A 21,448-nucleotide genomic window follows, 5' to 3' on the forward strand; every position below is an offset into this window, starting at 1 on the left:
AACCGTGACCGACGATCCGCTCGCGCCGATCCCCACCGCGCCCGCCGTCGACGTGGGCTCGGAGCGCCTCGCCGCCGCCCTGGCGACGAACGATCCGATCGAGATCGGGCGGGCGCTGCGCCACGACGTCGTCGTGATCCCCCTCATGCGTACCCCGGACGGGCAGACACAGACCCTCACGGTGGCCGCCGACGACCCCGACGGCGAGCGCCGCTGGGAGTTGCACCTCTTCTCGTCGTCGCAGACCCTCGCGGCCTGGGCGGCGGGTGAGCGCGAAGCGGCGGAGTTCGCACTGCAACGCGGTCCCGGGCTGGTGCCGCTGCTCGACGCGTACGCGCCGCTGCTGCGTCGTGTGGTGTTCGATCCCGCCGGTCCGCACCCGGTTCACGCCTCGGCGGCGGACGTGCGCGCCGCCCTCGAACCGCAACCCGGCGACGACGACGTCGCATGGATCACGCAGCAACCCGAGCGCGGGCTGCGCGCCGGCGAGCGCGTCGTGGGACTCGACCTCTTCCTCGGCGATGACTGGGCCCAGCTCGATCTCACCTCATCCCTCACGATCGACGCCGATGCGAAGGCGATCGTCGACGCCCAGCTGACCGGGCTTCCTCCTGCGCCGGTGCTGCGCGGGCAGCTGATCGCGTGGCTGCGTCAGTCGGCGCGCACGGCGGCCGGCGCCGGCGGGCGGTCGATGGCCTACCTCACCCGTCGAACGACGGACGCCGCGGCGGCCGTGGCGGTCACGGTGTACTGGCAGGAGCTCGGGCCGGCCGGTGCCGACGACCACATGCTGAGCCTGCGAACCCGCCTCGCGGCCGCGACCGGAACGCAGGACGAGCTCGTCACGGCATCCACCGCTGGCGGCCCCCTGCTGCGTCACACGACGCGGCGCCTCGGACCCAGTGAGCTGAGCGGACGCCCTGTGGGAGTGATCGACTACTGGCTGCAGTTCCCCGACGGACGCGGCCTCTGCCTGGTGAGCTTCTCGACGCCGCACGTCGACCAGCTCGACGCCGTGCGCACGCTCAGTGACGCCGTCGTGCTGGCCGCGGCGTGGCAGCTCGCGCCGTCGGACGACGAGGCGGACGCGTAGGCTGACATCATGCGCGTGCACGTTGCCGATCACCCCCTCATCACCCACAAGCTCACGGTGCTGCGCGACGAGCGCACACCGTCGCCGGTGTTCCGCCAGCTCACCGAGGAGCTGCTGACGCTGCTCGCCTACGAGGCGACCCGCGGCGTGCGTGTCGAGGAGGTCGAGATCCAGACGCCCGTCACGACGACGACCGGGGTGCGCATCTCCGAGCCGCGTCCCCTCGTGGTGCCGATCCTGCGCGCCGGCCTCGGCATGCTCGACGGCATGGTGAAGCTGCTGCCCACCGCCGAGATCGGCTTCCTCGGCATGGCGCGCAACGAGGAGACCCTCCAGCCGTACACGTACGCCGAGCGCCTTCCCGGCGACCTCAGCGACCGCCAGTGCTTCGTGCTCGACCCGATGCTCGCGACGGGCGGCTCCTTGGGGGCCGCGATCGACTTCCTGTTCGCCCGCGGGGCGCAGGACGTCACCGCGATCTGCATCCTCGGCGCCCCGGAGGGCGTCGCGAAGATCGAGGAGCTCGTCGGCGACCGCGACGTCACGCTGGTGCTCGGCGCGCTCGACGAGCGGCTGAACGAGAAGGGCTACATCGTGCCCGGTCTCGGCGACGCCGGCGACCGACTCTACGGCACCGTCTGACCCGCCGCCGACGCCTTCATCCGTCCGCTCCGGTCGCCATCGCCGCCGCGAAGCGGCGCCGCGGGACGGACGAAGCGCGGGTGGCGGTCACAGCCAGCGGCGGCGCTTGAAGATGACGTACAGCACGGCCGGGAACGTGATCATCACCGTGAGGGCGACCGGATAGCCGTACTCCCAGTGCAGCTCCGGCATGACGTCGAAGTTCATGCCGTAGACGGTGCCGATCAGCGTCGGCGCGAAGATGATGGCCGCCCACGAGGAGATCTTCTTGACCTGCTCGTTCTGCGCGAGGTTGACCTCGGTCTGCCGCCGGGCGACGAGCGCCGAGTGCACGGTGAGCGCCTTGTCCAGCACGGCGCGGAACCCGTCGATGCGCTCCGTGACCCGCAGCGCGTGGTCGCGGACGTCGCGCAGCCGGCGCTGCAGCTCGATGTCGACGTGGTACGCCTCATGGCCCCGCTGCAGCCACTCGATGATCGGCACCAGCGGATGCGTCGCGCGCGCGAACCGGTTCAGCTCGCCCGACAGCTCGTAGATGCGGCGGGAGAGCGCGTCGTCGTCGGCGTCGCCGAACAGGTCGTCCTCGATCTCGTCGATGTCGTTCTCGATGCCGGCAACCAGAGGCTCGTACTCGTCGACCACGCGATCCAGTACCGCGTACAGGACGGCCTCCGACCCGAGTGCCAGCAGCTCGGGCTGCTCCTCGAGCCGCCGCCGGACGGCACCGAGGTCGGGCGACTCGGCGTGGCGGATGGTGATGAGGAAGTCGGGGCCGACGAAGAGGTGCAGCTCGCCGATGTCGAGCTCTTCGCGCTCGTCGTCGTAGCGGGCCGGGCGCAGCACCACGAAGAGCGTGTCGCCGTAGCGCTCCACCTTCGAGCGCTGGTGGCCCAGGGCGGCGTCCTCGATGGCGAGGGGGTGCAGCTCGAACTCGGCGGCCACCGAGGCGAGCTCCTGCTCGGACGGCCGGTAGAGACCGATCCAGGCGAAGCCCGCGTGCGCCTCCTGCAGCGCGTAGGCCTCGTCCAACGAGGCCGGCGTCGCGACGCGGACACCGTCCTTGTACACGGCGTTGTCGATCAGGGTCATGTCGGTCCTCCTCCGGATGGCGCGCGGCGCGGGGGTGGCGCAGGCGCGGATCATCGCGCACCCGTGTCGGGTGGGCGCGGGGTGCGCGCGGCTGACGGCGCGCACGGAAGCGCCGCGGAGGGGCCGGCTCTCAGAGCGAGGTGATGCCGGCGGCGCCCACCGCGGCGCGCCTACTATCGTCTGCCATGGTGTCTCACCGCCTCGGATCGGGGCCTGCCGCGCTCGGATACGCGGTGACGGGCCTCGGTGAGTATAGCCCCCGCGGGTGACGTGACCTCACAGGCGGCTCACGCCTCGGAGCGACGCCCCGTCTCCTGCTCCCAGAACTCCAGCTGCTGGGTGAGCGCCTTCGCGAGCTCGAACACCTGCTGGGGAGGGATGCGCACCCGTTGGACGACGCGGCCGGGCACGACCGTGACCGGGGCACCCTCGGCATCCACCCCCGCCTGCGGGGGCCGGGCGAGGCAGACGAAGTCCATCACGAACACGTCGGGGGTGTGCCAGACGTTCGCGAAGTCGGCGTACGTGCCCGCCACGATCTCGGGGGGCAGGTCGATCTCGAACTGCCGGGGCGTCTCATCGTTCATGCCGTCCTCCTTCTCGCGGTGCGCCGGCCGCGGCGCCGGGGCCGCACGCCGGCAGGGACGTCTTGCGGCGAGTCTACGTGCGGTCCGCGCCGACGAGCCGCGCGAACGCGCTGAGGCGGGCGACCCCGTCGGGCGTGCGCGGCAGATCGTCGAGCAGCCCCGTGCCGTACACGACGTAGGCCGTGTGCTCGGCGCGCGAGACCGCGACGTTCAGACGGTTCTGCAGCAGCAGGAACTCGAGGCCCCGCGGTGCGTCCCGCCCGCTGGATGCCGCGAGCGAGACGATCGCGACCGCGGCCTCCTGCCCCTGGAACTTGTCGACCGTGCCCACCGGGACCGTGCCGAACCCGGCCTCGACCAGCGCCGCCTCGACCAGCACCTGCTGCGCGTTGTACGGGGTGACGACGATGAGGTCGTCCGGCTCGAGCGGCCTCGGCGCGGCGCCCGCGGCGGCGGTCCATTCGCGGCCGACGAGGTCGCGCACGAGCGCGACGACCGCCTCCGCCTCCTCCGGCGACTGGGTCGCGTTGCCGGTGTGCGCGAGCGCGACCGGCACGACGCCGGGCAGGATGCCCGCGAGGCGGCGCGCCGCGGTCGACGGATGCGCGGCCAGCTTCCCGTCGTACGACAGCTCCGACACCGGCGCCGCGACCTCGGGGCGCATGCGGCGGGTCTGCGCGAGGAAGAAGCCGCGATCCTCCGCGATGACGGCGGCGCCGTCCATGACCCAGCCGAGAGCCGATGTGTCCACCGGCTCGGGGTGCGTGCCCTGGCTCACCTGCGGGAGCTGCTGGGGGTCGCCCAGCAGCATCAGGCGCGGGGCGGCGACCGAGACGGCGATCGTCGAGGCGAGCGAGAACTGGCCCGCCTCGTCGATGACCAGCAGGTCGAGGCTGCCGCGCGGCACGCGTCCGGCGTGGCTGAGGTCCCAGGCGGTGCCCCCGATCACGAAGCCCCCGGGATGGTCGGCGGCGAAGGCGGCGTAGCCGTCTTTGGCGATGGGGGTGAACGGCTCGGAACCGGACGCGGGCCCCTTGCCCTTCATGGCCTTCGCGACGAGCTCGGCCGGCACGCCCGCCTCGACGATGCGCGCGAGCATGTTCTCGACCACGGCGTGGGACTGCGCCACGACCCCGACGCGATAGCCGTGCTCACGCACCAGCCGCGCGACGACGTGCGATCCGACGTAGGTCTTGCCCGTGCCCGGCGGGCCCTGGACCGCCAGGTAGCTGTGGTCCAGATCGTGCACCGACCGCGCGATGTCGTCGACGTCGTCGCGGGGCAGGTCGCCGGCGATGACCGCCCGCGTGAGCCCGCCCCGACGCGTGCGCGGCGGACGGCGCAGCAGGAGGTCGGTCGCGGCATCCCGCGGGAAGTCCGCGGTGCGGGCGGCGCCGGAGTCGATGAGCCCGTCGGCCCACTGATCGATCGCGGCCTGCTGCGATCCCGCCTGGGGCGGGGCGGGCGGGGTCAGCGCGAGGGGCAGCTCCTGCCAGGTGAAGCCCTGCACGGAGTTCTCCTCCACGACCACGCCGTCATCGAGCACGTCGACGATCCGCACCGATCGTGCGGCGTGGATCCAGCGCGGACTCGTGTCGATCGGGAACGGCGCGGGCAGCTCGTAGAGCACGAACGCCGAGCCGTCGGCGCTGAGCTTCGTCCCGGGGGCGAGGTCGCCGCGCAGTTCCACCACGCGTCGCTGCACCCGGCCTCCCTCCGGGATGTGCCAGTCGCTCAGGATGCGGCAGCGGTCGTGGTCGAAGACGATGACGTCGCGCGTGTCCTCCCAGATCGACACCGGCTCGCGCAGGCGCAGGAAGTGCGTCGCCCAGAACGTCTTCGCCTCGCGCGGGTAGTAGTCGATCGCGGCCGCGCCGAGCCGGAGGGCGAGCACGGCCGTCTCGTCGGGTGCCGCCGCGGATGCCGCCGCCACCGCCATCCGGTTCAGTGCCTCCGCCCGCGGGGAGGGCTCGTAGGGACGCTCCGCGGCGTCGACGTCCGCCGAGGGCACGAGGCGCGCCTCGCGGGCCCGGTCGACGAGCCAGTTGCGCAGCCTGCGGGTGGAGACGCAGTCGTAGCGGTTGTAGTCCGCGAGGTCGTCGAGGATGGCGGCCCCCGCATCCGGCGCCCCCGACTCGATCGCCGCGCGGGCCTCGACGTACTTCACGATCGAGTCGTCGCCGCGCTGGACGTCGCTCGTGCGCACCTCGGCGCCCATGTAGAGCGGCTCCAGCTTCTTGATCGAGTACGAGCGTGACCCCACCCGCAGCGCCCGGCGCACGATCGGGTACAGATCGACGAAGACGCCCTCGCGCAGCAGCGTGTCGACCTCGGCCTCGCGCACGCCGTAGCGGGCGGCCATCGCGAGCAGGTGGGTCGGCTCGTACGGCGCGTAGTGGTAGATGTGCATGCCGGGGTGGGCGCGCCGACGCAGCGCCACGACGTCGAGGAAGTCCTCGAGCGCCCGGCGTTCCTCGGCGAAGGTGTGCGCCCACAGCGCCGCGTACTGCTCGTCGTCGTCGACCCACCCGAACAGGTAGTCGATCCCCCACATCGCCCCGTTCGTCCCCGTCGCCCCGGTCGTCCCGGGGGCACCGTCGGCGGACTCGGTGTAGAGCGGGTCGCCCTCGAAGTCGAAGAACAGGTCGCCGCGGTCGGGGCGCGGGAGCGCGCCGATGGCCGTCGGGAGCACCACCTCGTAGGTCGGCACCGGCGGCAGCTCCGAGGTCGGCGCCGCATCGCCGACGCCGCCGGCCGGGCTCTCGAGCTGGAGTCGCGCCTGCGTGCGCAGGCCCGCGAACGCGTCCCACGACATACGCGCCGGGGCCTCGCGCGCCGCCGCGAGCGCGTCGATCGTGCGGATGCCGTCCAGGCGCAGCCGATCGCGCTGGACCGGACGCATGCCGGCGACCAGCAGCAGGTCGCGGTGGGCGACGACCTCCGCGTCGCACGTCGCGCACCGGCCGCACGCCACGACGCGCAGGGCGCCGCGGTCGTCGCCCCACGCGATCGCGTCACCGTCGGCGCCGGCGGCCAGATCGCGGTCGGCGATGAGCGCACGCAGGCGCTCGCGCCGCAGGCGGAACACCGGCATGAGGTCGCGCACGGCGTGCGTCGAGGTCGAGCCGTCGCCCAGCAGCAGCTCCACCCGGTCGCTGCGCGCGACGCCGAGACGGTCGAGTTGATCGACGTATGCCGCGAGCTGCATGAGCGCCGTCACCCGCGCGCGGCGGGCGAGCTTGGTGTCCTGCACGACCCACGGCGTGGGCGCGCCGGCCGTCGGGTCGTCGCGGACGAGGAAGTCGGCGAAGCCCACGAACTCGTCCGTCGCGAAGACGGCCTGATACACGACGGCGACCGTCGGATCGGCCAGCGCCGCGGTGGTCGCGGCGACCGCGACGGCGACGGCCTCGGCATCCGAGGACCGCGTCTCGGGCAGCTCGACCACACGGCCCGGGTACTGCGCGCGGTACGCCTCGAGCTGGCGCCGTTCGTGCTGCGTCCCCAGCCGTCCCGCCCGCTCGAGGGTGAGATCGGTGGGTTCCTCCACCGCGGGCACCCGTCCGAGCTTGGCGTCGATCGCCCGGAGCCAGGCGAACTCGCACTCCGCAGCGGCCTTCAGATCGGTCGCGCTCCAGACGATGCGCGCCCCGCTGCCGCTGTCTTCGATGTATCGCATGTCGCCCTTCCGTCTTCGACGCTAGTCGGAGGCGCCGACATCGCGCACCGCGGGCCGCCGCGCACCCGCCGGAGCGCCGTGCACCTGCCAGACTGGACACGTGATCGAGAACCTGCCGTTCGAGAGCGTCTACCGGCACGGCTTCGCGCGCGTCGCCGCCGCCACGATCCCCGTCGCCATCGCCGACCCGGCGCGAAACGCCGAGGCGGTCATCGATGCGACCCGGGCCCTGAGCGACGACGCGGTCGCCGTCGCGGTCTTCCCCGAGCTCTGCCTCAGCGGATACGCCATCGACGACCTCGTCATGCAGGATGCCGTGCTCGACGCCGTCCACGCGGCCATCGCGACGCTCGTCGAGGCGTCGACCGAGCTCCGGCCGCTCATCGCCGTCGGCGCGCCGCTGCGCCTGGACGCCCGCGTGTACAACTGCGCGGTCCTCATCCACCGCGGCCGTGTGCTCGGCGTCGTCCCGAAGAGCTACCCGCTGACCTACCGCGAGTTCTACGAGGCCCGGTGGTACGCCGCCGGCGCGGGCGCCCCGGCCGCCACCGTCCTCGCGGGTCAGGAGGTGCCGGTCGGCGCCGACCTGCTGTTCGCCGCGACCGACGTGCCCGGGCTCGTCGTGCACGCCGAGGTCTGCGAGGACATGTGGGTGCCGATCCCGCCGTCCTCGGCCGCCGCCCTCGCCGGCGCGACGGTGCTGCTCAACCTGTCCGGCAGCCCCATCACGGTCGCCCGCGCCGACGACCGGCATCTGCTCGCGAAGGCGCAGTCGTTCCGCTGCAACGCCGCCTACGTGTACGCCGCGGCGGGGATCGGCGAGTCGACGAACGACGTGTCGTGGGACGGCCAGACGATGATCTACGAGTCCGGTGCCCTCCTGGCCGAGAGCGAGCGCTTCCCCGACGGCCCGCGCTCCTCGGTCGCCGACGTCGACCTCGACCGCCTGCGCCAGGACCGGCTCCGGCAGGGGACCTTCGACGACAACCGCCGCGTCAGCGCGCCCGGCGCGCGCACGGTCGCCTTCACCGTCGACCCCCCGGCATCCGACATCGGTCTGCGCCGCGCGCTCGACCGCTTCCCGTTCGTCCCCGACGACGCGGCCCGTCTCGACCAGGACTGCTTCGAGGCGTTCAGCATCCAGGTCTCCGCCCTCGAGCAGCGCATGCGCGCGATCGGCTCGCCCAAGCCGGTCATCGGCGTCTCGGGCGGCCTGGACTCGACCCACGCCCTGCTCGTGGTCGCCCGCGCGATGGACCGGATGGGCCGCCCGCGCAGCGACATCCTCGCCTACACGATGCCGGGCTTCGCGACGAGCGATCACACGAAGTCGAACGCGATCGCCCTCGCCGAGGCGATCGGCGCGTCGATCGAGACCATCGACATCCGTCCGATGGCGACCGCACTGCTCACGGGCATCGGCCATCCCTTCGCCGACGGCGAGCCGGTCTACGACGTGACGTTCGAGAACGTGCAGGCCGGCGCCCGCACCGACTTCCTCTTCCGACTCGCGAACCAGAACGGCGGCTTCGTCGTCGGCACCTCCGACCTGTCGGAGCTCGCCCTGGGGTGGGCCACCTACGGCGTCGGCGACCAGATGAGCCACTACGCCGTCAACGCGGGCGTGCCCAAGACCCTGATCCAGCACCTCATCCGCTGGGTGATCGCCCACTCCGACGGCGACGGGACCGCCCTCACCGACGAGGCGAAGGCCGTGTTGCAGTCGGTGCTCGACACCGAGATCAGCCCCGAGCTCGTCCCGGCGGGCCAGGACGGCAAGGTGCAGTCCACCGAAGACACGATCGGTCCGTACGCCCTGCACGACTTCACGCTGTTCCACGTGCTGCGCTACGGCCTGCGTCCGTCGAAGATCGCCTTCCTCGCCGAGCGCGCCTGGCGCGACGCGGATGCCGGGACGTGGCCGCCCGGCTTCCCGGCATCCGACCGCTACGCGTACGACCGCGACACCGTCGTGCGCTGGCTGCGCGTGTTCCTGCGCCGCTTCTTCGGCTTCGCCCAGTTCAAGCGCACGGCGATCCCCAACGGCCCCAAGGTGCTCGCGGCCGGCTCGCTGTCGCCGCGCGGCGACTGGCGCGCCCCCAGCGACGGCAACCCCGCGGTCTGGCTCGCCGAGCTCGACCGGGCGCTGCCGCCCGCCTGACCCCCGTCGCCGTTCATCCGTCCCGTGTCGTCGTGTCGCGCCGCACGAGGCGACGCGAGGGGACGGATGAAGGCGGTGCTCAGGCGGCGGGGAGCGTTCCGATCGCGACCGTGATGACCCAGCTGTCGCGCGAGGCGTCGACCAGGGTGTACTTCATGTTGCGGTCGGGGATCCACCCCTTGAGCCGCCCCATGTCCAGCCGCACGCGCTCGGGGGCGACGCGCACCCCGCGGCCGTCGGCCTCGAGCACCGCCTGCACGCGCACCCAGTGCTGCAACAGGTCGGGGATGTTGTTCGGGTCGAACAGGTGCGAGTGCTTCTGCATCAGCCGGATGTCGGCCTGCTCCGGCGTCATGTCGCGGATGTCGATGCCCAGCGGCAGGCCGGGGTCGCAGATCGCGACGACCGTCGCCGCGCGATAGCTCGCCGTGACGATCGCGATCGGCAGCTCCTGCCCGTCGCGCGAGGCGATGAGACGCGTGTGGTAGCCGAAGCCGCGCGGGGCCTCGCGCTCGATGCGGATCTCGGTCATGTCGCAGCCGAGACGCGCGGCGATGAGCTCCTTCGCGAGGATGCGGCGGCGATCGTGCACGCTCGTGCCGGGATCCCACCCGAGACGCGCCGCAACCGAGGAGGGGGTGTCCAGGAGTACCGAGGTGAGTGTCATGTCGTCCTTCCTTCCCCCGTGCCGACGGGGATTGCCACGCCGTCCCATCTTGACCCACATCGGCCTCCCGCAGGGAGGGGATGCGGCGTGAGAAAGCCCGCGGAGCGGGGCGCACTCGATAGTGTCTATGTATCCGCGCATCCTCTCCACGGAGAGCCGTGCTGCGCCGTGACGGACAAGACGAAGGAAAAGTGCATGTCGACACCTCCGCCCACCGACCCCGACGGCGCCCCCGGCGACACCCCGGATGCCGCCGCGTCCGCTCCGGCGGACGACCAGCCCACCCAGGCCTACCCCACGGATGCCCAGCCGACCGAGGTCTACCCGCCGGCCACCGGCGGCTACGGCGACGCGTACGTCGCGCCGACGGCGCCCCCGCTGCCTCCCGTGCCGCCCGCGGCAGCCCCGTACGGCCAGCCCGGATACGCGGCCGCGCCGTTCGGACAGCCCGGGGCGGTGCCGCCCGGCCCCGTCCCTCCGCAGCCGGGACAGCCCGACACCCGGTCCAAGGCGATCGCGTGGACGGCGCTCGGACTGGCGGCGGGAGGAACGATCCTCAGCCTCGTCGGCCTCGTGCCCGTGCCGTGGGTCGGCCTCGTGGCCGTGCTCATCGGCGGTCTGCTGCTGCTGGCGGGCTTCATCTTCTCGATCGTCGGGCTGGCCGGCAAGCGCTACGGCGGCAAGCCGCTGAGCATCACGGCGCTCGTGCTGTCGCTCGTGGGCGCGACGATCGGTGCGTTCGCCCTGATCTGGTCGATCGTGCTTCTTGGCCTCTCCGCGGCCGGGTCGTCGATCGACGACGTGCTGGCCCCCTCCGCGACGCCGTCGGCGGAGGTCACGCCCGGCGCCGGTCTGCCGACCGACGACAGCGAGGCCGACGCGGCCGAGGAGACCGCCGCCGAGCAGGCGTTCATCGCCGACGTCCGCCCGAAGGTCAACGACATCTTCGCCGAGGTCGACCCGACCGCCACGCCGGACGTCATCGAGGAGGTGCTCCCCGACGAGTCGCTCATCATCATCGGCCAGACGCTGCTGGTGACCGGGGACAGCGGCGTCGAAGACCTCGTCCAGCAGACCATCACCAGCATCGGCGCCGATGAGAGCGCCGCCGACCTGCTGCGCACGCTGTACCAGGAGATCCTGGCCTCCGCGAAGACCTACCTGCAGTAGCGCTCAGCGCGCCTCGCGCGCGCTCTCGGCCGAGGGCCGGGCGGCATCCTGACGGATGACGCTCGGCCCTTCGTACGTCGAGGACACGAGGATCTGGGCGGGCAGCTGCTCCTTCATCGCCTCGACGTGGCTGATGACGCCGACGGTGCGCCCGCCCGCCCGGAGGTCGTCGAGGGTGCGCATGGCGAGCTCGAGCGTCTCGGGGTCGAGGGAGCCGAAGCCCTCGTCGACGAAGAGGGTGTCCAGGCGGATGCCGCCGGCGCGCGAGGTGACCACCTCGCCCAGACCGAGGGCGAGGGCGAGCGAGGCGAGGAAGGTCTCGCCGCCGGAGAGAGACTGGGGCGAGCGCAGTCGGCCCGTGTGCGCGTCGAGCACGTCGATGCCGAGTCCCGATGCCCGTCCGCGGGCGGCACGCGCGTCGGAATGGTGCAGGGTGTACCGGCCCGACGACATCTCGGCGAGCCGGACGTTGGCGGCGGCGACGATCTCCTCGAGCTCGGCGGCCAGCACGAACGTCTCCAGATCCATCTTCATCGTGTTGGGCGCGCGACCGGCGACCGTGTCGGCCAGGCGGATGACGGCGGCGGCGTCCTCGCCGCTCTCCTGCACCGCGACCAGTGCCGCATCGACCTGCCGCAGCAGATCGTCCAGGCGTGCGGCGACACCGTCCGCGCCGGTGTGCGCGGCGATCGCCTCGGCGCGGGCCGCGTCCGCCGCGGCCGCGGCCTGGGCGGAACGGGCGAGCGCCTCGGCATCGATCTCGTCGCCGACGGCGTCGAGCTCGAGCTCGAGCAGCCGTGCCCGCGTCGCCGTCAGCCGGGCCGCGTGGTCGGCGACCTCGGCGTCGAGCTGCGCGATGCCGGCGTCGTCGAGGAGTGCCGCACGGACCGCGGCGGCATCCGCGAACGGCGACGACGCGAGGCGGGTCTCGAACTCGGCCGTCGCCGCGTCGCGGACGCGGAGCCTCTCATCGCGCGCGGCGACGGCGGCCACGACGGCGCGCGCCCGATCCCGCTCCGCCGCCGTCGCGGCGATCCGCGCGGCGACGCTGTCGAAGCCCCCGCGCCCCTCCACGACGGCTGCCGTCAGCCGCGCGATGTCGCTCTCGAGGCCGCGGAGCCGTTCGCGGGCGGCGGCGAGGTCGTCGGCGACGCGCGCGCGTTCGGTCTCGGCGAGGGCGGCGGTGGCATCGAGCTCGCGGCGGCGGGCGTGGAGCTCGTCGAGCAGGGCAGCGGCCTGCGCCGCCGCGGCGGCCGCGGCGGCGGTGCTCGCGAGCTGCTCCTCGGCCGAGGCCACCTCCAGGCCCGCGGCCTCCGCCCGGGCCTGGGCGAGCTCGTCGCGCACGCGGGCCGCGGCTTCGCGGGCGGTCCCCTCGGCCGCGACGGCGGCGTCGCGCGCACGCTCGGCGGCGGCGAGCACCTCGTCCGTCACCGGCTCGTCGCCCCTGTGTGCGGGACGGGGATGGGCCGTCGAGCCGCAGACCGCGCAGGGCTCGCCCGGGATCAGAGCGGCCGCGAGCTCGCCCGCGGCCCCGGCGAGTCGCCGGCGCAGCAGGGCGCCGACCTCGGCCGCCGCGGCCTCCGTCGCCGCCGACGCCCGGGCGTACGCGGTCTCGGCGCGGGTCAGCGCGTCCGTGTGCGCCTCGGCGCGGCGTGCGGCGTCGAGCACGTCACGGAGCCGTGCGCGCTCGGCGTCGAGCTCGTCGCGGCGCGCCGCACCGGCCTCCGCCCGGACGATCTGCTCGTCCAGGGCGGCGCGCGCGGCCGGCACCCCCGCGCGCCGCTCGTCGAGGGCGTCGCACGCGGCGCGGAGGTCGGCGACGACGCGCGTCGTCTCGACGTGCGCGGCCGCCCGCTCGTCGAGCTCGCGCTCGTGCGCGGCGGCGGCCTCCCACCGCACGAGGTCTCCGGTGAGGGTGTCGACGAGCGCCGCCACATCGGCGTCGGCGTCTCCCCCGCCGTCGGTCCATCGTCGCCAGGCCGCCGCGGCATCCGCCGCGGCCGGCGCGGCGGCACGGTCGGCGCGCTCCGCGGCATCTCCCGGCGCCCGCAGCAGTGCGGCGGCCCGCGCGTCGGCGAGGCGCCGGCGGTCGGCGTCGACGGCGGCGGAGCGCTCCTCGAGCCCGCTCAGCCTCTCGCGGAGCGCCGCGCGCTCGCGCCCGCGCTCCGCGCGCGCCTGCAGAGCGGCGTGCGCCGCCGCCGCGGCCTCGGAGGCGGCGTCGGCGCTGCGGCGTGCGAGGTCCGCCTGCTCGACGCGGTACTGCGCACGCTGGAGCGCCCGCTCGGCGGCGGCCCGCCGCTCGGGCAGGGGCGCGTCGGCCGCGCTCGCACCGTCGGCGGGCTCGAGACCGTGGGCGCCGATGAGACGCTCGGCCTCGCCCAGGAGGGTGCGGGCCCGTCCGTCTACGGCCTTCAGTGCATCGGCGGCGTCGCGGCGGCGCTGCTCCAGGTCGTCACGGTAGCGCTCGAAGCGCCGTGTGCCGAAGAGCGTGCGCAGCAGCGTCTGGCGTTCGTCGCCCGGAGCGAGCAGGAACCGCGAGAACTTGTTCTGCGCCAGCAGGATGACCTGCTGGAACTGCGCGGCGTTCAGCCCCAGCACCTCGCCCAGCGCCTCGCCGACGGTGCGCGGCTTGGCGGCGCGGCCGACCCAGGCGCCGTCGACGAACTCGTCGAGCTCGGCGCGGGCCGGCGCCGTCGTCAGACCGCCGCCGCGCTTGGCGGGACGGTCGTACTCGGGAGCCCGCGTCACCCGCCACCGCCGCGCGCCCACCGTGAACTCCAGCCGCACCTCGGTGGGGTCGGCGGGGTGGGCGTGGTCGCTGCGCAGCCGCTTCTCGCCGCCCTCGTAGCGGGGCACGGTGCCGTAGAGGGCGAAGCTGACCCCGTCGAGGATGCTGGACTTGCCCGTGCCGGTGCGCCCGGAGATGAGGAACAGGCCGTCGTCGTCGAAGGCGTCGAAGTCGACCACCTGCGTGTCGCGGAACGGACCGAAACCGGTGAGCTCGAGCCGGTGCAGCTTCATGACCGTCGCTCCGCACGCCGGAGGAGGATCACGCGAACGCCTCGACGCGGATGCGCTCGTCGAGGACGTCGCCGAGGAGCTCGCGTTCGCGCGCCGTCGCGCCCTCGCCCTCCCGCACGTGCGTGAGGAAGGCGTCGACGAGTTCGGCGTCGCTGCGCGCGGCGCGCACGCGCTGGGAGTACGAGCGCCCGTCGTCGCTGCGCACCACGGCCGGAGCGTGCACGACCTTGGCGCAGAACGGGAACCGTTCCTGGAGGCGGCGCAGCGGATCGCGCTCGGGCAGCGCGTCGGTGTACTCGACGCTCACCCACGCGTCCTGCGCCGCGGCGTGCGCGGGAGAGGAGAGGATCTCGGCGAACGGGCCGCGCAGCGTGACGAGCCGGCGCGGCACCGGCAGCGCGAGCCACGTCGCCTCGGCCGCACCCTCGGCATCCAGCTCGACCAGCCACGACCCGCGCGGCTTGTCGCCCTCGCCGAAGCTGTAGTGGAGGGGGGCGCCGGCGTAGCGCACGTGGGGGGCGAGCCGCTGGCGGCCGTGGATGTGTCCGAGCGCCGCGTAGTCCACTCCGTCGAACACCGACAGCGGCACGACGTCGAGCCCGCCCTGCTGGATGTCGCGTTCGAGGTGGGGGGTCGGCTCGACGCCCGCGGCGAAGCAGTGCGCGATGGCGACCGCGCGCCCGCCCCGGATGGCCCGGTCGGCGCGCACCCGCTGCATCGCGTGCCCGAGCACGTCGGCGTGCGTGCGCGCCTGGGGCCACGACGCGCGCAGCAGTGCCGGCTCGAGGTAGGGGATGCCGTAGAAGTGCACCGGGCCGTGCGCATCGGACACGGTGATCGGCTCGTCGAGGCGCTCCGGGTCGGTCCGCACGTGGATGCCGTCGCGCAGCAGGCCCGCCTGGAAGCCCAGACGCGCGGCCGAGTCGTGGTTGCCGCTGGTCACGATGACCTGGGCCCCGGTGTCGGCGAGCGCCCGGAGGGTGTCGGAGAGGAGCGTGTAGCAGGCGGCGGCCGGAGCGGCGGAGTCGAAGACGTCGCCGGCGACGATCACGACGTCGACGTCGTGCTCGCGCACCTGTCGCGTGAGCGCCTCGAGCACCCCGCGGAGCGCGTCGAGCGTGGAATGACCGTGGAAGGTCCGCCCGATGTGCCAGTCCGAGGTGTGCAGGATGCGCATGACTCCACGGTAGGCGGAGCCGGCGACATCGCCCGGAAGGCCCGCGGCGGAGCCCTCAGTCCTGGGCCGCGCGGCGCCGCACCCCGAGATCGATGACGCCGATCAGCAGGGCGATCGCGACGAAGACGCCCACCGCGACCATTCCGTACGCGTACGCGTTGTGGAAGACCTCGAGCCCGTCGTGGCCCTCGCCCTTCTCCCGGTAGATCGTCGAGTAGAACAGCGACAGGCCGATCGCCGTGCCGACGGCGGTCCCGACGCGCTGTCCGAGCTGGCCGACGGATCCCGCCAACCCGCCCGCGCGGGTGGGGATGTCGGCGAGGGTGAGCGTCTGGTTGGGCGCGACCACGAGTCCGGCGCCGGCACCGGCGACGACCATGACCGCCGCCATCGCGTACTCGACGACCCCGGCCGGCACCGTGTAGGCGACGACGGCGAGGGCCGCGACGCTGACGAGCACGATCACCAGGCCCCACACCACGAGCGGCCGCCCGAGCCGCGCGACCAGGTTGCCGCCGAACCAGGCGGTGATCGCGCTGGCGACCGCGAAGCCGATCGAGACCATGCCCGCGAACACCGGCTCGGTGCCGACCCCGGTCTGCAGGAACAGCGTCGTGAGCAGGAACATCGCCGGGATCGCGGTGAAGTAGGTCGTGACCACGAGCGTGCCGTTGCGGAAGGACGAGATCGAGAAGAGCGAGAACGGCACGAGAGGCGACCGGCCGGATGCCGCGTAGCGCCGCTCCCACCACGTGAACGCGGTCACGAACACCACGAACAGCACGAGCGACCACCACCGACGCGGGTCGTCGCTCGGAGCACCGGTGGTGAACAGGAACGGCCACATGAGCGTGATGATCGTGAAGGCCAGCAGCACGAGCCCGACGGGATCGAGCTGGAGCCGCCCGGGCGTCGAGCGGCGGGTGCGCGGCAGCAGTCCGAGCACGCCCGCGATCACGAGCGCGCACAGCGGCACGTTGATCCAGAAGATCCACCGCCAGCCGTCCTGGGCTCCGCCGAGCGCGATCATGAGCCCGCCCAGCGTCGGGCCGATCGCCGTCGCGATGCCGATCGTCGCGCCGAACAGGCCGAACGCGCGCCCGCGCTCGGCGCCGACGAAGATCTGCTGGATGGTCCCGAGCACCTGGGGCATCTGGATGCCGGCCGCCAGCCCCTGCACGAGGCGGCCCGCGATGAGCACCTCGATGGTGGGCGCGACGGCGCACACGATGCTCGTGACGAGGAACAGGCTCAGCCCGACGAGGAACAGGGTCTTGCGGGAGCGCTGGTCGCCGAGGCGCCCGAAGGGCACGAGCGCCAGCCCGAACATCAGCACGTAGCCCGAGACGACGATCTGCAGCTGGGTCGAGCCGGCGCCCAGCGCCTTCTCGATCGAGGGCAGCGCGACGTTCACCTTGCTCAGATCGAGGATGGTCAGCGCCGCGACCGAGACGCAGACCCAGAAGGCGCGCCACCGCTGAGCGCTGTCGAGGGGGATGCTGGCCGTTGCGGGACTCGTCACCGTCCCACGCTAGCGTCCCTGCGCGGCGGGGCGGCCGCGGAACGGGAAGAGGGGTCCGCCTCGCGGCGGACCCCTCCCCTCAGGCGATCAGCGGCAGGAGGCGGCCGCCACCGTCGCCGTCTGCACCGTCGACGACGCGTTGCCGGCGGCCGTGGCCGTCACGGTCACGGTGTGCGCCGCCAGCGCGCTCTCGCGCGTGGTGAACGTCGTCGACACGCTCTTGCCGGCCGGGACGGAGACCGTCTTCGCGCCGGACGGGCTCGCGAGCGCCGCCGAGACCGCGACGGTCTCGTTGTTCGTCACGGTGACGACCTCGACCACCTTGCCGAGCACGCAGCGCGTCGTCGCGGCAACGGCGATGCGCGGCCCGAACGAGACGGATGCCGACGTCGACGCGCTGACCAGCCCGTCGCGGTAGCCGTCGTAGTGCGCCGTGACGGCCGTGACCGTTCCGGGCACCTCGACGTGGGCGGCACCGTCGGACAGCGCCACGGTGGCGCTCCAGCCGCCGCCGGAGAAGGTCACCGTGCCGACGACGTCGCCGCCGTCCGCCGCGGCGACGCGCGCCGTGACCTCGCGGCCCTGGGCGCTCAGCGTGGTGGTGGAGGCCACCGCGGAGACGCCGGTCCACGCGTGCATCGCGTCGAGCACACCCTGGGTGACGCTCACGAACGCGCCGTGCCGGGGGCTGGCGGGCAGGCCGCCGGTGGCCCGCACGTTCCACGTCGACCGCTGCGACAGCCGGTCGCTCTGCGTGCTCGAGGCGATGGCGCCGCCGCTCGTGAGGAAGGCCCGGTAGCCGCCCGCGCCGTAGTTGTCGACGAGGAAGACGTAGCCGTCGCCCGTGTTGTTGGGGTCGCCCTCGTTGAGCTTGACGATCTCGGGGCCCTCGCCCGCCTGCCCGGTCTCGAGCGAGGTCATGTGCGTGTCGACCAGCTGCCACGTCGTCGACGGGTCGGCCGTCCAGCTCGACGCGGTCGTGGGCGCCGTGAGCACCTTCGAGCGCTCGAGGAAGATGTCCTTGCCCGCCTCGAGGGTGCCGGCGGCGCCGCCCTCCTCGTTCTTGGTGAAGCGGTAGTAGTAGTCGCCGATCTTCGTGACGGTCGAGTCGATGCGGGCGTAGCCGGTGTCCTGCCAGCTCGTCGGCGGGTACGTGAAGGTGCGGAAGTCCCGCGTCAGCACGTAGAACATGCGCGCATACAGGTTGTCGCTGTTGGTGTGGCTGGCATCCGAGTACAGCCGCGACGCGAAGAACACGACGTAGGACTGCAGGTCGTCGTCCCAGTACGCCTCGGGCGCCCAGGTCATGCCCGCCGCCGGCTGGTTGACGGTGATGCCCGTGTTCTCACCGTTCGTGCGGCTCCAGGTGACGAGGTCGGTCGACTCCCACACCTCGATCTTCAGGCTTCCCGCCGACTGGGCGGGGCCCCAGCCGGTGCCGCATCCGATGCACAGGTCGGTCGCGACCATGTAGTACTTGTCGCCGTCCTTCGAGCGGAGGATGTACGGGTCGCGCAGGCCCTTCGTGTCGGCGGTGGAGGTGATGACCGCGTTGCCGCCGTTGACGGGCGAGAACGTGAAGAAGTCGTTGCCCGACGTGGCCGCCTGGTAGATCTTCTCGTCGCTGTCGGACTTGAAGTAGGCCGCCGCGTAGCCGGCATCCGGAGCCCAGCGACCGTGCTCGGCGACGGTCACGGTGAAGCTGCGCTCCGCGGTGGCGCCGTTGAGCGTCGCGTGGGCCGTGAGGGTCGCGGTGCGGTCGCCCGCGCCGTAGGCGGGCCGCGCGACGATGCCGCCGCCGCGGTACGGATCGGCCGCGCCGACCGCCGGCGCCGTGTAGCCGGGGTCGGTCGGGGTCACCAGCGACGCGTCCGAGGAGGTCCACGTGATGGCGGCGCCGTTGACGGCGCCCTTCGTGGCCAGCGGGAGGTTCTCGGTGGTGCGCGACGCGAGCGTGATGGCGTCGAGGTCGGCGGCGACGCTGGGCGCGAGCACCGTCACGTCGAAGGTCAGCGTGCTGGACAGGCCCGTCTGCGCCGTCAGGGTGACGGCCGTGTTCGCGCCGATGGAGCGGGAGACCACACCGGTGGTCGACACGACCGACGGGTTGGAGGAGGACCAGGTCAGGGAGACGCCGTTCACCGTCGCCGGCAGCGTCAGGTTCGACGACACGCTCGAGAGCGAGGCGTTGGAGCCCAGCATCTGCGCGAGGACGTCACCGCGCAGCAGCGCCGACGTGGTCGCGCTCTTCTGCTGCGCCGTCGGCATGCTCGCCGACACGTCGGAGGACGACAGCGCGACGTCCCAGAACTTGACGTCGGACACGTCCGCCTTCAGCAGCGGGTCGCCCTGGTAGAGCGAGCGGCCGAGGTAGCCGAGCACCGAGCCCGTCGGGATGATCGAGCTGAGCGAGAGCGCGTGCGTGAGCGTGGAGATCTGCACGCCGTCGCGGTACAGGGTCAGCGTGCTGCCCGAGCCCACCATCGTCAGGGTCGTGAAGCCGGGGTTGAGCCCGCCGCCGGCCGGCAGACGGCTCTCGCCGTTGCTGCCGCCGTTCTTGACGCGGATCGCGGACAGCACCTGGTCGGTGTAGCCGCCCTGAGCCGAGCGGGGGCTGAGGAAGATGTGGTTGCCGAGGGCCGTCGTGTTCCACGCGCCCACGCCGTCGCCGATGACCCAGCCGAAGTGGTTCGCGGAGGTCTGCGTGGACACCGTGTACTCGACCGTGAAGTCGTTGTCCGCCGCGGTGATGAGCCCCGACGGGAGGGACGCGTAGCCGTCGGCGCGGAAGCGCAGGACGGCGTCGCCGCCCGCGTCGGCGAAGGAGCCGTCCGTGAGGCCCGTCAGCGTCGCGTTGCGCCCGTTGCCGGAGACGTCGAGCAGGGTCGTGCCGCTGTGCGACATGTCGTAGTGCGCGGTCGGGGCGGGCACGCCGGCGGCCGACGCGGCACCGGGGGTCGCGAGGCCGACGCCGGTGAGCGCGAGCACACCGGCGAGGGCGGCCGCGACCGCGCGGCGGGACGAACGCCCGGATGCCGCGGGGGCAGGCGGGAGCAGTGCTGATCTCATCGTCGAGACCTTTCTCTTTCGGGTAGGTGGTGTCGAGGGCGGGCGAGGGGGCTCAGAATCCCTGGGCCAGGCGGTAGTAGGCCTGGTTCCAGCGCAGCTCCTTCTGGAAGCCGCGGACGGTGGTGTCCTCGTCGATCACGAGGAGCTCGGTGCCGGCGATGTCGGCGAAGTCGCGGAAGACCTCGATGCCGACCGCCGTCGTCATGACGGTGTGGTGCGCGGCGCCGGCGGTCAGCCAGCAGGCGGCGCTGGTCGCGAAGTCGGGCGCCGGCTTCCAGATCGCGCGTCCGACCGGCAGCTTCGGCAGGTCGGGCGCGTCGACGTTCTCGACCACGTTGGCGACCAGCCGGAAGCGGTCGCGCATGTCGCTCATGGCGACCACGACGGCGGGGCCGGGGTCGGCGGTGAAGACCAGACGCACCGGGTCGTCCTTGCCGCCGATGCCGAGCGGGTGGATCTCCAGGCGCGGCTTCTGGGTCGTCAGCGACGGCGAGACCTCGAGCATGTGCGCGCCGAGGATCTTCTCGTCCCCGGCGACCAGGTCGTAGGTGTAGTCCTCCATGAGGCTCGCACCGCCCGGCAGGCCCGCGCCCATGACGTTGGCGACGCGGACGAGGATCGCAGTCTTCCAGTCGCCCTCGGCGCCGAAGCCGTAGCCCTCGGCCATGAGCCGCTGCACCGCCAGACCCGGCAGCTGCGTCAGCGCGCCGAGGTCTTCGAACGAGGTCGTGAAGGCGCCGAAGCCGCCGGCTTCGAGGAAGGTGCGCAGTCCGATCTCGATGGCCGCGCCGTCGCGCAGCGACGCGTGGCGCTCGGCGCCGGGCCGCAGCTCCTCGGCGACGTCGTACTCGGCGAGGTACACCTGCACCAGGGCGTCGATGTCGGCGTCGGATGCCGCGGCGACGGCATCCGCGAGCTCGTTCACGCCCCACGTGTTCACCTGCACGCCGAAGCGCAGCTCGGCCTCGGTCTTGTCGCCCTCGGTGACCGCGACGTAGCGCATGTTGTCGCCGAAGCGAGCGAGCTTGAGGGTGCGGGCGGCCTGCCATCCGGCGGCGGCGCGCTGCCACTGCTCGATCTGATCGCGCACGGCGGGGTTGGAGACATGACCCACGACGGTCTTGCGGGCCACCCCCAGCCGGGTCTGGATGTAGCCGAACTCACGGTCGCCGTGGGCGGCCTGGTTCAGGTTCATGAAGTCGAAGTCGATGTCGTTCCAGGGCAGCTCGACGTTGGCCTGCGTGTGCAGGTGCAGCAGCGGCTTCTGCAGTGCGTCCAGGCCCGCGATCCACATCTTGGCGGGACTGAAGGTGTGCATCCAGGCGACGACGCCGATGACGGAGTCGTCGCTGTTGGCGTCCAGGGCCAGGCGGCGGATGCTGTCGGAGTCGGTCAGCACCGGCTTCCACACGACGCGCACGGGCAGCCCCTCGAGACCGGCGGCGACCGCCTGCGACTGCGCGGCGACCTGCTGCAGCGTCTCCTCGCCGTACAGCCCCTGGCTGCCGGTGACGAACCAGACGGTGTAGTTCTCGAGAGTGGTGGAGAGGGTCATGATGTCTTTCCGGTCG

13 protein-coding genes are annotated in these 21,448 nt (G+C 73.1%); 4 read left to right on the top strand and 9 right to left on the bottom strand.

Features of this window, described 5'->3' with window-relative positions; all coding sequences use genetic code 11:
- The first annotated feature begins 4 nt into the window (after positions 1–4).
- Both KY498_RS08435 and upp read left to right on the top strand, forming a co-directional pair.
- Positions 5–1,093, top strand: coding sequence for a hypothetical protein (locus tag KY498_RS08435; RefSeq protein ID WP_191007936.1), 1,089 nt, complete (start codon positions 5–7; stop codon positions 1,091–1,093).
- A gap of 9 nt (positions 1,094–1,102) precedes the next feature.
- Positions 1,103–1,735, top strand: a complete 633-nt coding sequence (gene upp / locus KY498_RS08440; protein ID WP_060961049.1) for a uracil phosphoribosyltransferase — start codon at positions 1,103–1,105, stop codon at positions 1,733–1,735.
- Positions 1,736–1,822: 87 nt separating this feature from the next.
- Here the strand turns inward: upp and KY498_RS08445 are convergent, their stop codons facing one another.
- The 3 genes from KY498_RS08445 to KY498_RS08455 form a co-directional block, all read right to left on the bottom strand.
- On the bottom strand, positions 1,823–2,824 hold the full coding sequence (locus KY498_RS08445; RefSeq protein ID WP_060961048.1) for a magnesium and cobalt transport protein CorA: 1,002 nt from the start codon (positions 2,822–2,824) through the stop codon (positions 1,823–1,825).
- Between the two features lie 287 nt (positions 2,825–3,111).
- A complete protein-coding gene (locus KY498_RS08450) occupies positions 3,112–3,411 on the bottom strand; it encodes a DUF3467 domain-containing protein (RefSeq protein WP_060961047.1) in 300 nt (99 codons plus the stop codon).
- Positions 3,412–3,484: 73 nt separating this feature from the next.
- Entirely contained in the window at positions 3,485–7,090 is a 3,606-nt protein-coding gene (locus tag KY498_RS08455) for a bifunctional RecB family nuclease/DEAD/DEAH box helicase (protein WP_191007935.1), read from the bottom strand.
- A 100-nt stretch (positions 7,091–7,190) separates the two neighbouring features.
- On the opposite strand from KY498_RS08455, the gene KY498_RS08460 reads away from it, so the two are divergent.
- The gene (locus KY498_RS08460; protein ID WP_101305599.1) at positions 7,191–9,251 is read left to right on the top strand and encodes an NAD(+) synthase; all 2,061 of its coding nucleotides are present in this window, start codon (positions 7,191–7,193) and stop codon (positions 9,249–9,251) included.
- A gap of 79 nt (positions 9,252–9,330) precedes the next feature.
- On the opposite strand, the gene KY498_RS08465 is transcribed toward KY498_RS08460, so the two are convergent.
- Positions 9,331–9,918, bottom strand: a complete 588-nt coding sequence (locus tag KY498_RS08465; RefSeq protein WP_101305598.1) for a hypothetical protein — start codon at positions 9,916–9,918, stop codon at positions 9,331–9,333.
- Between the two features lie 195 nt (positions 9,919–10,113).
- On the opposite strand from KY498_RS08465, the gene KY498_RS08470 reads away from it, so the two are divergent.
- Positions 10,114–11,088 carry a hypothetical protein gene (locus tag KY498_RS08470; protein WP_191007934.1) on the top strand — a complete coding sequence of 325 codons (975 nt, stop codon included), beginning with the start codon at positions 10,114–10,116 and terminating at the stop codon, positions 11,086–11,088.
- Positions 11,089–11,091: 3 nt separating this feature from the next.
- On the opposite strand, the gene KY498_RS08475 is transcribed toward KY498_RS08470, so the two are convergent.
- The 5 genes from KY498_RS08475 to araA all read right to left on the bottom strand — a co-directional run bounded on the left by KY498_RS08475 (position 11,092) and on the right by araA (position 21,432).
- The gene (locus tag KY498_RS08475) at positions 11,092–14,109 is read right to left on the bottom strand and encodes an AAA family ATPase (RefSeq protein ID WP_191007933.1); all 3,018 of its coding nucleotides are present in this window, start codon (positions 14,107–14,109) and stop codon (positions 11,092–11,094) included.
- 28 nt (positions 14,110–14,137) lie between these two features.
- A complete protein-coding gene (locus KY498_RS08480) occupies positions 14,138–15,286 on the bottom strand; it encodes an exonuclease SbcCD subunit D (protein WP_191007932.1) in 1,149 nt (382 codons plus the stop codon).
- 55 nt (positions 15,287–15,341) lie between these two features.
- Positions 15,342–16,808, bottom strand: a complete 1,467-nt coding sequence (locus KY498_RS08485) for an MFS transporter (protein ID WP_061781973.1) — start codon at positions 16,806–16,808, stop codon at positions 15,342–15,344.
- An 87-nt stretch (positions 16,809–16,895) separates the two neighbouring features.
- Positions 16,896–19,877 carry an immunoglobulin-like domain-containing protein gene (locus KY498_RS08490; protein WP_061781974.1) on the bottom strand — a complete coding sequence of 994 codons (2,982 nt, stop codon included), beginning with the start codon at positions 19,875–19,877 and terminating at the stop codon, positions 16,896–16,898.
- A 52-nt stretch (positions 19,878–19,929) separates the two neighbouring features.
- Positions 19,930–21,432 carry an L-arabinose isomerase gene (gene araA / locus KY498_RS08495; protein WP_060959390.1) on the bottom strand — a complete coding sequence of 501 codons (1,503 nt, stop codon included), beginning with the start codon at positions 21,430–21,432 and terminating at the stop codon, positions 19,930–19,932.
- Positions 21,433–21,448 lie beyond the last annotated feature (16 nt).

It is taken from the genome of Microbacterium sp. PAMC21962 (assembly GCF_019443465.1).
Taxonomy (GTDB): Bacteria; Actinomycetota; Actinomycetes; order Actinomycetales; family Microbacteriaceae; genus Microbacterium; species Microbacterium hominis.

Coding starts and splice junctions, on each gene's coding strand:
- upp (WP_060961049.1), top strand. CDS start 1,103: ATGCGCGTGCACGTTGCCGATCACCCCCTCATCACCCACAAGCTCACG.
- KY498_RS08445 (WP_060961048.1), bottom strand. CDS start 2,824: ATGACCCTGATCGACAACGCCGTGTACAAGGACGGTGTCCGCGTCGCG.
- KY498_RS08450 (WP_060961047.1), bottom strand. CDS start 3,411: ATGAACGATGAGACGCCCCGGCAGTTCGAGATCGACCTGCCCCCCGAG.
- KY498_RS08455 (WP_191007935.1), bottom strand. CDS start 7,090: ATGCGATACATCGAAGACAGCGGCAGCGGGGCGCGCATCGTCTGGAGC.
- KY498_RS08465 (WP_101305598.1), bottom strand. CDS start 9,918: ATGACACTCACCTCGGTACTCCTGGACACCCCCTCCTCGGTTGCGGCG.
- KY498_RS08470 (WP_191007934.1), top strand. CDS start 10,114: ATGTCGACACCTCCGCCCACCGACCCCGACGGCGCCCCCGGCGACACC.
- KY498_RS08475 (WP_191007933.1), bottom strand. CDS start 14,109: ATGAAGCTGCACCGGCTCGAGCTCACCGGTTTCGGTCCGTTCCGCGAC.
- KY498_RS08480 (WP_191007932.1), bottom strand. CDS start 15,286: ATGCGCATCCTGCACACCTCGGACTGGCACATCGGGCGGACCTTCCAC.
- KY498_RS08490 (WP_061781974.1), bottom strand. CDS start 19,877: ATGAGATCAGCACTGCTCCCGCCTGCCCCCGCGGCATCCGGGCGTTCG.
- araA (WP_060959390.1), bottom strand. CDS start 21,432: ATGACCCTCTCCACCACTCTCGAGAACTACACCGTCTGGTTCGTCACC.